This window comes from Burkholderia sp. BC1, assembly GCF_052683555.1.
Window position 1 is genome coordinate 66,607 of sequence record NZ_JBQYLP010000005.1, and the last position, 12,117, is coordinate 78,723.

The 12,117-nt window shown below is 66.0% G+C and carries 15 protein-coding genes; 2 read left to right on the forward strand and 13 right to left on the reverse strand.

Annotated features, from left to right (window positions below; all coding sequences use genetic code 11):
• The first annotated feature begins 5 nt into the window (after positions 1-5).
• Entirely contained in the window at positions 6-296 is a 291-nt protein-coding gene (locus ACSHSS_RS04045) for a YciI family protein (protein ID WP_006398209.1), read from the forward strand.
• A gap of 169 nt (positions 297-465) precedes the next feature.
• Here ACSHSS_RS04045 and ACSHSS_RS04050 read toward each other — a convergent pair whose 3' ends face one another.
• Genes ACSHSS_RS04050 through ACSHSS_RS04070 form a run of 5 tightly spaced genes read right to left on the reverse strand, consistent with a single transcriptional unit; the run spans position 466 to position 4,542 of the window.
• The gene (locus ACSHSS_RS04050) at positions 466-1,083 is read right to left on the reverse strand and encodes an SCO family protein (protein WP_261512182.1); all 618 of its coding nucleotides are present in this window, start codon (positions 1,081-1,083) and stop codon (positions 466-468) included.
• Between the two features lie 18 nt (positions 1,084-1,101).
• Positions 1,102-2,004, reverse strand: coding sequence for a heme o synthase (gene cyoE, locus ACSHSS_RS04055; protein ID WP_012212666.1), 903 nt, complete (start codon positions 2,002-2,004; stop codon positions 1,102-1,104).
• Positions 2,005-2,012: 8 nt separating this feature from the next.
• Positions 2,013-3,125 carry a COX15/CtaA family protein gene (locus tag ACSHSS_RS04060; protein ID WP_006398206.1) on the reverse strand — a complete coding sequence of 371 codons (1,113 nt, stop codon included), beginning with the start codon at positions 3,123-3,125 and terminating at the stop codon, positions 2,013-2,015.
• A 19-nt stretch (positions 3,126-3,144) separates the two neighbouring features.
• Complete coding sequence (locus ACSHSS_RS04065) at positions 3,145-3,771, reverse strand: SCO family protein (RefSeq protein ID WP_253604457.1); 627 nt, start codon at positions 3,769-3,771, stop codon at positions 3,145-3,147.
• Positions 3,772-3,831: 60 nt separating this feature from the next.
• Entirely contained in the window at positions 3,832-4,542 is a 711-nt protein-coding gene (locus ACSHSS_RS04070; protein ID WP_261512181.1) for an SURF1 family protein, read from the reverse strand.
• An 84-nt stretch (positions 4,543-4,626) separates the two neighbouring features.
• Here ACSHSS_RS04070 and ACSHSS_RS04075 point away from each other — a divergent pair, with 84 nt between their 5' ends.
• Entirely contained in the window at positions 4,627-4,836 is a 210-nt protein-coding gene (locus tag ACSHSS_RS04075) for a twin transmembrane helix small protein (RefSeq protein WP_006763330.1), read from the forward strand.
• Positions 4,837-5,006: 170 nt separating this feature from the next.
• Here the strand turns inward: ACSHSS_RS04075 and ACSHSS_RS04080 are convergent, their stop codons facing one another.
• The 8 genes from ACSHSS_RS04080 to ACSHSS_RS04115 form a co-directional block, all read right to left on the reverse strand.
• Entirely contained in the window at positions 5,007-5,864 is an 858-nt protein-coding gene (locus ACSHSS_RS04080; RefSeq protein ID WP_006398202.1) for a cytochrome c oxidase subunit 3, read from the reverse strand.
• A gap of 130 nt (positions 5,865-5,994) precedes the next feature.
• The gene (locus tag ACSHSS_RS04085) at positions 5,995-6,195 is read right to left on the reverse strand and encodes a DUF2970 domain-containing protein (RefSeq protein ID WP_006398201.1); all 201 of its coding nucleotides are present in this window, start codon (positions 6,193-6,195) and stop codon (positions 5,995-5,997) included.
• A 16-nt stretch (positions 6,196-6,211) separates the two neighbouring features.
• Positions 6,212-6,823 carry a cytochrome c oxidase assembly protein gene (locus ACSHSS_RS04090; RefSeq protein ID WP_261512180.1) on the reverse strand — a complete coding sequence of 204 codons (612 nt, stop codon included), beginning with the start codon at positions 6,821-6,823 and terminating at the stop codon, positions 6,212-6,214.
• A 35-nt stretch (positions 6,824-6,858) separates the two neighbouring features.
• Entirely contained in the window at positions 6,859-6,999 is a 141-nt protein-coding gene (locus ACSHSS_RS04095; protein WP_006398199.1) for a cytochrome oxidase small assembly protein, read from the reverse strand.
• 70 nt (positions 7,000-7,069) lie between these two features.
• On the reverse strand, positions 7,070-8,677 hold the full coding sequence (gene ctaD, locus ACSHSS_RS04100; protein ID WP_006398198.1) for a cytochrome c oxidase subunit I: 1,608 nt from the start codon (positions 8,675-8,677) through the stop codon (positions 7,070-7,072).
• A gap of 43 nt (positions 8,678-8,720) precedes the next feature.
• A complete protein-coding gene (gene coxB, locus ACSHSS_RS04105; protein ID WP_105840917.1) occupies positions 8,721-10,319 on the reverse strand; it encodes a cytochrome c oxidase subunit II in 1,599 nt (532 codons plus the stop codon).
• A 54-nt stretch (positions 10,320-10,373) separates the two neighbouring features.
• Complete coding sequence (locus ACSHSS_RS04110; RefSeq protein ID WP_012467715.1) at positions 10,374-10,898, reverse strand: DUF2244 domain-containing protein; 525 nt, start codon at positions 10,896-10,898, stop codon at positions 10,374-10,376.
• A gap of 195 nt (positions 10,899-11,093) precedes the next feature.
• Positions 11,094-12,059 (reverse strand): methyltransferase domain-containing protein, encoded by a 966-nt coding sequence (locus ACSHSS_RS04115; RefSeq protein WP_105781998.1) that lies wholly within the window; start codon positions 12,057-12,059, stop codon positions 11,094-11,096.
• Positions 12,060-12,117: the final 58 nt, after the last annotated feature.

Below are 12,117 nucleotides of genomic sequence, written 5' to 3' on the forward strand. Positions count from 1 at the left end.
TCGACATGTACGTCATCGACATCCACTACACCGCGTCGCTCGAGCGCATCGACGACGCGCTCGAACGCCACCGCGCGTATCTGCAGCCGCTGCTCGACAAGGGCATCTTCATCGCGGCCGGGCCGAAGGTGCCGCGTGCAGGCGGCGTGATCCTCGCGGCGCGCATCGATCGCGACGCGCTGGAAGCGATACTGCAGACCGATCCGTTCGTCACCGAAGGGCTCGCGACCTATCGCGTGACGGAATTCCGCATCACGCGCGCGGCGACCGGCTTCAACGTGCCGGCGCTGCCGTAACGCGATACGGGCGATGCGCGCCGGCACCACCCTGCATGTACGGCGCGCACGCGCCGACAAGGGCGATGAGCAAAAAGGCGGGAGAAAAAGAAGGAACGCGTGACGGCGGCTCGCGGCCGTCACGCGCCTGCCGGGTCGAACGCCCGGACAGGCACGGCATGCCGGCCGCTCAGCCGATCAGCAGCTTCAGGTCGTGCACCCACGGGCCGGGGCCCTGACCGTCGCGCACGAACAGGCGCAGCTTGCCGTCCGGATCGAACACGTAGCTCGCGGCCGTGTGATCCATCGTGTAGCTGCCCGGCGTCTTGCCGGGCACTTTCGCATAATAGACGCGGAAATCCTTCGTCACCTTCTTCAGCTGCGCGTCGTCGGCCGGACGCAGCCCGATGAACGACGGATCGAACGCGGGCACATACTGGCCGAGCAGCGCGGGCGTATCGCGCTCGGGATCGACCGTCACGAACAGCACCTGCACGCGCTTCGCGGCATCGGGCCCGAGCTGCTTCAGCGCTTCGGACAATTCGGCCATCGTCGTCGGACACACGTCCGGGCAGCGCGTATAGCCGAAGAACATCACGACGGCCTTGCCCTTGAAGTCGGCGAGCGTGCGCACCTTGCCGCTCGTGTCGGGCAACGCGAAATCGCTGCCGAACTGCGTGTTGCCGGTGATGTCGAGATTCTGGAATTTCGGCGCGTTGTCGCAGGCGGCGAGCAGCAGCGCCGCCGCGAATGCGCAGACGAGCGCCCAGCGCTGGCGCGCGCGGCGCCCGAACCATGAGTGGAGCATTGCGTTCAAACCGTGCGGTTACACGCCGAGCAGCGGGCGCGCGTAGTGATCGGCGAGCAGCGCGGCAAACAGCAGCGACAGATAGACGATCGAATAACGGAAGGCCTTGCGGGCGAGTTCGTCCGAATAGTCGCGGTAGATCTTCCACGCATACGCGAGGAACACCGCGCCGAGCAGCACCGCGCTCGTCAGGTAGACGGCGCCGCTCATCCCCGAGATGAACGGCATCATCGTGACCGCGAACAGGATCACCGTGTAGAGCAGGATGTGCAGCCGCGTGAACTTCTCGCCGTGCGTGACGGGCAGCATCGGCAGGCCGGCGTTCTCGTAATCCTTGCGGCGATACAGCGCGAGCACCCAGAAATGCGGCGGCGTCCACACGAAGATGATCAGCACGAGGATCCACGCGTCGCCCGGCACGGCGCCCGTGACCGCCGCCCAGCCGAGCGCGGGCGGCATCGCGCCCGACGCGCCGCCGATCACGATGTTCTGCGGCGTCATCGGCTTGAGCAGCAGCGTGTAGATCACCGCGTAGCCGACGAAGGTCGCGATCGTCAGCCACATCGTCAGCGCATTCGTGAACGTGTAGAGCGTCCATGCGCCGAGGCTGCCGAGCACGGCCGAGAACAGCAGGATCTGCGGCGTCGTGATCTCGCCGCGCGCGGACGGGCGCCACGCGGTGCGGCGCATCATCGCGTCGACCTTCTGTTCGACGAGGCAGTTGATCGCGAATGCGGCGCCGGCCAGCAGCCAGATGCCGACCGTGCCGCCGATCAGCACATGCCACGGCACCATGCCCGGCGTCGCGAGGAACATGCCGATCACCGCGCAGAACACCGCAAGCTGCGTGACACGCGGCTTCGTCAGCGCCATGTACTGGGAAAAGCGGCTACCGGGCGATTGGGAGAGGGTGCTTTGCATGGGGACGGTCACGCCGCGGCGGCGTCGCGCGCAGGCTGCACGACACGGCCGGGGCGGCTTGAAAGGATGCGAAAGTTTAACATGACGACGAGCAGCAGCAGGATCGCGGCGCCGCCGTTGTGCGCGACCGCGACCGGCAGCGGCCACTGCAGCACGATGTTGGTCAGGCCGGTCACGAACTGCAGCACGACGACCAGCAGCACGCCGTTCGCGGGCCGCCGCAGCGACTCGAAGCGGCGCATCTTCAGCGCGAACGCGATCAGATACGCGACGACGACGAACGCGAACGTCCGGTGCGTCCAGTGAATCGCGACGAGCGCGTCCTGCGTGATCGCCTCGCCGTCGCGCGTCATCCCGAGCGCGCGCCACAGATGGAAGCCCTGCTCGAAGTTCATCGGCGGAATCCACTGGCCGTTGCAGGTCGGGAAGTCGGTGCAGGCGAGCACCGCGTAGTTCGTGCTGACCCAGCCGCCGAGCGCGATCTGCACGACGAGCAGCACGAGCGCCGCGAGCGCGGCCGCGCGATAGCGGCCGGCTTCCGGGTCGTGCGCGGGCAGCGGCGTCTGGCGCGCGGCGAGCCAGCCGAGCGTGCCGAGCAGCGTGAGCCCGAGCAGCAGGTGCGTCGTGACGATCACCGGCTGCAGCTTCATCGTGACCGTCCACGCCCCGAAGATGCCCTGCACGACGATCAGCAGCAGCAGGCTCGTCGGCCACCACGGCGACACGTGCAGCGGCCGGCGGCGCAGCTTCGCCGACCACGCGATCACGACCTGCGCGATGATCAGCACGCCGATCGCCATCGCGAAATAGCGGTGGATCATCTCGATCCACGCCTTCGTCATGCTGACGGGGCCGGTCGGCATCGCCTGGTGCGCGGCCGTGATCGCCGCATGCGCGATGAACGGCGACGACGTGCCGTAGCAGCCGGGCCAGTCCGGGCAGCCGAGGCCCGAATCGGTCAGCCGCGTGAAGCCGCCGAACATCACGAGGTCGAGCGTCAGGAAGGTCGTGACCCACACGAGCTTGCGGAACTTGTCGTCGTCGGCCTTCACCCATACGTACGACAGCGGCAGCAGCGCGATGCAGATGCCGATCAGGCCGAGTTGCAGCAAATAGGACATGGTGCCTCGTCGTGTCGAGTTAACCGATGCTCGACCACTTCAGCAGCTTCGTGACGTCCGTCTTGATCTTGCTGGGGTTCGGGTCTTTCGGGAAACGCATCATCAGATTGCCGTTCGGGTCGACCAGGTACAGATGGTCGGTATCCTGCGTGCCGCTATCGGCCGGCAGCCACGCGGCGACCGCGGCCGGATCGGCGACGAGGCGCCGCGTATCCGGATAGGCCTCGAGCACCTTCTGCGGGACCGCGCCCGCATCGCTGCGCAGCCACACCATCGTGATCCGGTGCCGCTCGCCCGCCTGCGTGACGCGGATCTGCCGCATGAAATAGAGCTTCTTCACGCACGCTTCGTCGCAGGCGCTGCGATCGGTCATCACGAACAGCCACACGCCGCGCAGCGATGCCAGCGGCACCTGCTTGCCGGCCTCGTCGGTCACGACGAGGTTCGCCGGAATCGGCCGCTGCGGCTCGATCAGCGTGCCGTAGTTGGTCGAGCCGCCCTTCGGCTTGATCACGTAGTAGGTGAAGTAGGACGCGAGCATCGGCGCCGCACAGACGAGCCCGAGCAGCACGAGCATCCAGCGGCCGCGCTTGCGGGCCGCCGGCGAAACCGGCGTCGCCGCCGGATCCCGACGGGAAGATTGGATCGACAAATCAGACCTCTCGAAACGAACGCGCGGCGCAGGCGCCGCGTTGGGGCATCGCGCTCACGCGCCGGCCGATTTCTTCGCCGCACGCCGCGCCGCGTACAGGCCGAAACCGAGCGCGGCCGCCGCCATGCCCCACCACTGAAACATGTAACCGTAATTGCGCTCGACGCCGGTCGTCGCCGCCGGCCAGTCGCGCACGAGCTTGTCGCCGTCGTCGCTCGTCTGCTGGATCACGAACGGCTGCAGCGGCAGCCCCGTTTCCTTCGCATACGCGGCGACGTCCAGGTTCTGCCGGATCTTCTGATGCGGCGCGGAACCGCCTTCGCCGAGCTCGAACGCGCGCGTTGCGTCGGCGCGCGCGATGCCTTCGATCTCGATGTCGCCGACCGGCGTGGCGAACGGCTCGATCGCGGTGCGATCCGCGATGTTGCGCGGCAGCCAGCCGCGGTTGACCAGCACGTAGCCGCCGCCCGTGAGTTTAAACGGCATCACGACGTAAAAACCCGGCTGGTCGTTATACGGCCGATTGTCGAGGAACACCGCTTGCTCGGGGATGAAGCGGCCCTTCGCGCGGACGCGGTGAAACTCGATCGCCGCGAGCGGAATCGGCTGCGCGCCGATGTCGACGGGCGCCGCGTGCTCGTAGCGCACGATGTTCGCCTGCAGCGCTTCCTTCTGGTGTGCGCGGTCGCGCTGCCAGAAGCCGAGCCGGATCGTGACCGCGACGACGGCGAGAATCAGCAGCGCAGGCAGCCAGCGGATCTTCATCGCACCGCCCGCGGGGCGCACGCGCAAAAGCGAAGTGCGATAATTATCCTCTTCCTTTCGAATTGCCGTCGTCCGGTTCGTGTCATGCACATACTCGTTCCCATCGCCTTCGTCCTCATCATTGCCAGCATGGGCTCGGCGCTCTATTTCATGATGCACGACCGCGGCCATACGAAGCGCATGGTCTGGTCGCTTGCCACCCGCGTCGGGCTGTCGATCTCGCTGTTCCTGTTCATCCTGTTCGCGAACTGGATGGGCTGGATCCATTCGACCGGGCTGCCGATCGGACGTTGATGCCGCGCGGCCGCTGTGGCATTTCGCCGCACCGCCGCGCCGCCAAGCAAAAGCGCCGCCTGACTGAGTCGCGGCGGCGCCGGGGCGGTGCTGGTCGCCGGCAGCCAGCCGCTGCCCCGTCCGCACCAATGAAAACGGCCCGCGCATCGCTGCGCGGGCCGTTCGTCCATTTACAGCCAGTAGACGACGACGTACAGGCCGAGCCAGACGACGTCGACGAAGTGCCAGTACCACGCGGCGCCTTCGAACGCGAAGTGGTGATCGGGCTTGAAGTGGCCGCGGATCATCCGCACCAGCACGACCGCGAGCATCGTGCCGCCGAGGAACACGTGGAAGCCGTGGAAGCCCGTCAGCAGGAAGAACGTCGAGCCGTAGATGCCCGAGCCGAGCGTCAGGTTCAGTTCGTTGTACGCGTGGAAGTACTCGAAGCCCTGCAGAAACAGGAAGCAGACGCCGAGCACGAGCGTTGCCGCGAGCCACGCGATCGCCTTCTTGCGGTGATCGTCGCGCAGCGCGTGGTGCGACACCGTCAGCGTCGCGCCCGACGACAGCAGCAGCGCGGTGTTCAGCGTCGGGATCGGCCACGGGCCCATCGTCTTGAAGTGACCGGCGAGCGCGGCCGGCCCTTCGTTCGGCCACACGGCGGAGAAATCCGGCCAGATCAGCTTGTAGTCGAGGCTGCCGAGCTGATGCAGCGCGATTTCGCGTGCATAGAACAGCGCGCCGAAGAACGCGCCGAAGAACATGACTTCCGAGAAGATGAACCAGCTCATGCTCCAGCGGTACGACTTGTCGACGTTCTTGCCGTAGTGCCCGCCTTCGGACTCGGCGATCGAATCGCCGAACCAGTGGTACAGCGTGAAGAGCAGCCACAGCAGGCCGAGCAGCGCCGTGTACGGTGCCCAGTCATGACCGTTGATCCACAGCGCCACCGACCCGAGCATGACCAGCAGGCCGACGGCCGCGCTGATCGGATGCTGCGACGGATGCGGCACGAAATAGTACGGGGTCTGGTTTTGACCGCTCATGCTTGATTCTCCACTTCAGTCCAATTTGTGTACCGGAAACCGCTCCGGCTTTATTTCTTGCGCGGCGCGACCGCCGCCGCTCTTTCCTGCACGCGGCGCCGTGGCACCGCGCATTGCATTGTTCCGTCCGTCAGCCGACCACCGCGCGCACGATCAGGATCAGCACGCCGATGAACGCGGCCGCGGCGAGCAGCGCGACGATCAGCACGTGCAGCGGATTGAGCTGCGTCGCGTCGGCTTCGAGATCGCGCCGCTTGCGCACGCCGAAAAACGACCACAGCACCGCTCTGAGCGCCTGGCCGAACCCGCCGCTGCGCGTGGGCTCCGTCATCGTCCCGCCTCCGTCGTCATGCATCCGGCTTCGCCGCCGCACGCTGCGCGGACGTTCCGGGCGCGGCCGGCGCTGCGACTGCCGGCGTATTCAGTTCGAAGAACGTGTACGACAAGGTGATCGTCTTCACGTCCTTCGGCAACTTCGGATCGATCACGAACACCACCGGCATCTTGCGCGACTCGTTCGCGGCCAGCGTCTGCTGCGTGAAGCAAAAGCACTCGATCTTCTTGAAGAACTCCGTCGCCTGCTTCGGCGCGTAGCTCGGAATCGCCTGCGCGACGACCGGCCGGCTCTGCCCGTTCGTCACGTCGTACACGATCGTCGTCAGCTCGCCCGGATGCACGTCGAGGCTGTTGTGCTCGGGCTTGAAGCCGAGCGGCCCGCGTGCATTCGCGTCGAACTCGACCGACACCGTCCGGCTCGTGTCGACCTGCGTATTCTTCGCCTCGCGCTCGCTGACGTCGCGCTGCAACAGATTGTTGATGCCCGTGATCTGGCAGATCGCGCGATACATCGGAATCAGTGCGAAGCCGAACCCGAACATCAGCGCGGCGACGACGAACAGCTTCACCAGCATCGAACGGTTGAACGCGCGATCGGCGGCGCCCGCTTCCGGCTTCGACATACGACAACTTCCTCGCTACTGCATCGGTTTCTGCGTCAGTGAGTGGACAGCCACCACTGCTTGATCACGACACCCACAAAAAAGACGGCGACGATCACGAGCAGGATCAGGCCGAGCCGCTTGTTGCCCGCGCGGATCTGCTCGGGCGTACGTCTTTGTTGTGGATTCCGGGTCATCTGATACTTCGGTTCGGGCGTCCGCCGCGCCTGCCTGCGCGGCAGGCAGCGGCGGAACGCGCGGTGAAACTTATTCGACGTGCGGCGGTTGCTCGAACGTGTGGAACGGAGCCGGGCTCGGCACCGTCCATTCGAGGCCGGTCGCGCCGTCCCACGGCTTGTCCGACGCCTTCTCCAGCTCGCCGCCGCCACGGTAGGCCGGCAGCACGACCGCGAACAGGAAGTACACCTGCGCGAGGCCGAAGCCGAATGCGCCGATCGTCGCGACCTGGTTGAAGTCCGTGAACTGCGCCGGGTAGTCCGCATAGCGGCGCGGCATGCCCGCGAGACCGACGAAGTGCATCGGGAAGAACGTCAGGTTGAAGAAGATCATCGACGCCCAGAAGTGGATCTTGCCGCGCGTCTCGTTGTACATCCAGCCCGTCCACTTCGGCGACCAGTAGTACCAGCCCGAGAACAGCGCGAACAGCGAACCCGCGACCAGCACGTAGTGGAAGTGCGCGACCACGAAGTAGGTGCCGTGATACTGGATGTCGAGCGGCGCCATCGCGAGCATCAGGCCCGTCAGGCCGCCGAACGTGAACACGAACAGGAAGCCGATCGCGAACAGCATCGGCGTTTCGAACGTCATCGAACCGCGCCACATCGTCGCGAGCCAGTTGAACACCTTCACGCCGGTCGGCACCGCGATCAGCATCGTCGCGTACATGAAGAACAGCTGGCCGGTGACCGGCATGCCGGTCGCGAACATGTGGTGCGCCCAGACCATGAACGACAGGATCGCGATCGAGGCCGTCGCGTACACCATCGAGCTATAGCCGAACAGCGTCTTGCGCGAGAACGCCGGGATCACCTGCGACACGATCCCGAACGCCGGCAGAATCATGATGTACACCTCGGGGTGGCCGAAGAACCAGAAGATGTGCTGGTACATGACCGGGTCGCCGCCGCCTGCCGCGTTGAAGAACGACGTGCCGAAGTGACGGTCGAACAGCACCATCGTGATCGCGCCCGCCAGAACCGGCATCACGGCGATCAGCAGGTACGCGGTGATCAGCCAGGTCCATGCGAACATCGGCATCTTCATCAGCGTCATGCCCGGCGCGCGCATGTTCAGGATCGTCACGACGATGTTGATGCCGCCCATGATCGACGACGCGCCCATGATGTGCACCGCGAAGATCGCGAAGTCCATGCCCGGGCCCATCTGCGTCGACAGCGGCGCGTAGAGCGTCCAGCCCGCGGCCGTCGCGCCGCCCGGCGCGAAGAACGAGCCGACCAGCAGCACCGCCGCGACCGGCAGCAGCCAGAAGCTGAAGTTGTTCATCCGCGCGAACGCCATGTCGGATGCGCCGATCTGCAGCGGAATCATCCAGTTCGCGAAGCCGACGAACGCCGGCATGATCGCGCCGAACACCATGATCAGGCCGTGCATCGTCGTGAGTTCGTTGAAGAACTCCGGACGCATGATCTGCAGGCCGGGCTGGAACAGCTCGGCACGGATGCCGAGCGCCATCACGCCGCCCGACAGGAACATGATGAACGAGAACAGCAGGTACAGCGTACCGATGTCCTTGTGGTTAGTGGCGAACAGCCAGCGCCGCCAGCCGTGCGGCGTTTCGTGCGCGTGGTCGTCGTGCGCGTGGCCCGCGGCTACGTCGTGCCCGATGCTAGACATGAGAATCTCCTAATGCGAATACGTCGACAAACTCGGCGACACGTCAAGCCGCCGGCCCGATCTCGACCCGCCGGGCTTCCTTCGCGTCTGCCCCGCCCGTGATCGTTTCCGGCTTTTTGAGAATGATGCGGTCTTCCGCCACGCCCGCCGCCTTCAGCGCGTCGCGCACGGCCTGCGCCCGATGCTTGGCCAGTTCGGCGTTCGCGTCGGCCGAGCCCGTCTTGTCGGTGAAGCCCGACAGCGTGAGCTTCGCGTCCGGATGCGCGTTCGCATAGTCGGCCGCTGCGGCGATTGCCGCTTTCGCGTCGGCCGGCAGCGCGCTCTTGCCCGTCTCGAAGTAGATCGTCGACAGCGCAGCCGATGCCGCCGGCTGTTGCGCTGCGCCCGACGCGGCCTGCGCCGGCGCCGAAGCCGCTTCGGCCGGCGCCGATGCGGTCGCTGCGCCACCCGCGGTGTCTTCCGGCATCTTGCCGTTGCGCGCGTCGGCCACTTGCTTCGGCTGCAGCAGATCGTTCTTGTGGTTACCCCACGAATTGCGCTCGTACGTGACGACCGATGCGATGTCGAGATCCGACAGCGACGCCCACGACGGCATCGCGCCCTTGCCGTGCAGCACGCGCTCGAGGTGGCCGGCGATCGGGCCGTTCACGATCGGGCTGCCGTCCATCGCCGGGAAGGCGCCGAGGCCCTTGCCGTTCACCTGGTGGCATGCCGCGCAGTTCGCCTTGTAGACGTCCTCGCCGTGCGAGACGAGTTCGGCCATCGTATAGACCTTGTTCGGATCGACCGCCGCGCCGGCGAGCTTCGCCTTCTGCGCGCTGACCCACTTCGCGTAGTCGTCGTCCGACAGCACTTCGACGACGACCGGCATGTACGCGTGCTCCTTGCCGCACAGTTCGGTACAGAAGCCGCGGAACGTGCCGACCTTGTCGGCCTTGAACCAGGTGTCGCGCACGAAGCCCGGAATCGCATCCTGCTTCACGCCGAACGCGGGCACGTACCACGAGTGCACGACGTCGTTCGCGGTCGTGATGATGCGGATCTTCTTGTTGACCGGCACGACGAGCGGGTTGTCGACTTCCTGCAGATAGGTTTCGGTGATCGGCTTCTTGCCCATCACTTCGTCGCGCGGGGTCGTGAGCGTCGACAGGAAGCTGATGCCCTCGCCCGGGCCCTTCACGTAGTCGTAACCCCACTTCCACTGATAACCGGTGACCTTGATCGTCAGGTCGGCGTTGGTCGTGTCCTTCATCGCGACGACGGCCTTCGTGGCCGGCAGCGCCATCAGCACGACGATGATGAACGGCACGATCGTCCAGATGATTTCGACGGTCGTGCTTTCATGGAAATTGGCGGCCTTGTGGCCCTTGGATTTGCGGTGCGCGAAGATCGAATAGAACATCACGCCGAACACGCCGACGAAGATCACCGTACAGAGGATCAGCATCATCGTGTGGAGATCGTAGAGCTCCTCGGCGATCTTCGTGACGGGCGGCTGCAGGTTGATCTCGTTGACGCGGGGGCCGCCCGGGCTGTCACCGACCGCCAGAGCGGCACCGGCAAAGAGCAATCCGCTGCATGCCAGCACGCCCGTGAGGGCTCGCTTGATTGTTTTCATAGCATCCTTACCCAAAATTTCCATTCAAACCCTCCCCCGTCGCAAGCCGCCTGCGGTTGCCTCCCGGCGAGCGCTTCATCAGCCGCAGCGCCGGAGCGCTACGCGCAGTTCGTCGGCGAACTGCGCACGCTTGTACTGCGCGAGATGCTGCCCGATTACGACGGTCTGCCCGCGCGACACCAGCCGAATCGGATCGCGTGGCGTCGCGCCCGGTTCGACCCGCACCCAGCGCGGGTTGAATTCGATCTGCGTGAACCGCTCCGCATCCATCCGCTCGATCACGAGCCGGTGCGGAAACAGCCTGATGCGCTCGTAATCGACCGCATGGCGGGCGTAGATCGCAAACGCGACGCCCACGACCAGCAACTCGATTCCGGTGAAGGGCATGACGAGCCATACCCCACGCCACATCAGCAATGCCGCAATCGCCAGCGAGAAGCATGCGAGCGACGCGTAAAACAGCACGAACTGGCGCGGCGACACCGAACAGTTGCGCTTCATGAGCCAGTCCTTCAGGACCGGTTCGCCATTCGCCGTCTCCGCCAACACCCTCGCTGCTTCCATCGCCGCCTCACGCGAATGGCATGCGATGCATGCCTGCATCGGACTCGCCGCCCCGTATTGCGGGGACCCCGGGACGACAAGCTGACGCATTATAGGCGGGTTCAATGGCATCCACAAGCAAGCGCCTATCGGCCCGCGAGCCAAGCGCGACAAGCTTTCCGGCCATTTCCGGCCTCAATTCGACCCCGCTTCGCGCCGCTAATTTCAGACATAACAAAACCCCTCTTTACCGCCTTACCGATTCTTCGGACGCCCCTTTCCGATGTCCTCGATACGCACGATCCCGTGCCCTTCCGGCGTCGTGCGCGGCACCGCCTTCCAGGCGTGGCCGTAGATCACTTCGAACGTCAGCGGGATCGTGCCGTCCGCGCGGCGGCGCGCTTCCAGCGCGTTCGCGAGCGCGTCGCGAAAGCGCCGCGACGCGTGCAGCGGCGCCGTGCGCGCAAACGGATAGGCGCCCCAGCGGCGCACGTCGGCGAGCAGCGACTCGGCAGACTTGTACGTGACGGTCAGCACTTCCTGGTCCATCACCGGGATCTCGAAGCCGCTTTCGACGAGCATGTCGCCGAGATCGTGCATGTCGACGAAATCGATCACGCGTGCGGCCGCGGGCGCGATGCCGAGCGCCGCTTCCGCGTCGGCGCAGGCGGCGCGCAGTTCGCGCAGCGTGTCGGGGCCGAGCGTGCTGAACATCAGCAGGCCGTTCACGCGCAGCACGCGCTGCCATTCGGGGAACACCGTGTCGGGACGCGAATGCCAGTGGAGCGCGAGATTCGACCAGACCAGCTCGAATCCGCCGTCCGCGAACGGCAGCGCCGAGAAATCGGCCTGCGCGACGCGCGGCCCGCGCTGTCCGAGCGCCCGGCCGAGCGATGCAGGCAGCCAGCGGCGCCAGCTCGTCTGCTCGAGCTCGCGCTGCGCGGCGCGCGCGAGCATCGCATGCGACAGGTCGACGCCGAACACCGGCGCCTCCGGGAACCGCGCGCGCAGCGCCGGCAGGTCGTCGCCCGAGCCGCAACCCGCGTCGAGCACGGCCGTCGGATTCACCTTGATGTATTCGAGGCGTTCGCACATGCGCTGCGCGATCTCGCGCGGCAGGAACGCGACCGCGTCGAACGCGGCGGCACGGCGGTCGAAGATCCGCCGCAGGCGCCGTGCGTCATTGGCCGGACGGCCGGTTGGAGTCGAAGCTGGGGACATGTCGGGCACACTGGCGAAGAGCCCGAAGTATACTCGCTCGCCCTGCACGCTTCAGCGA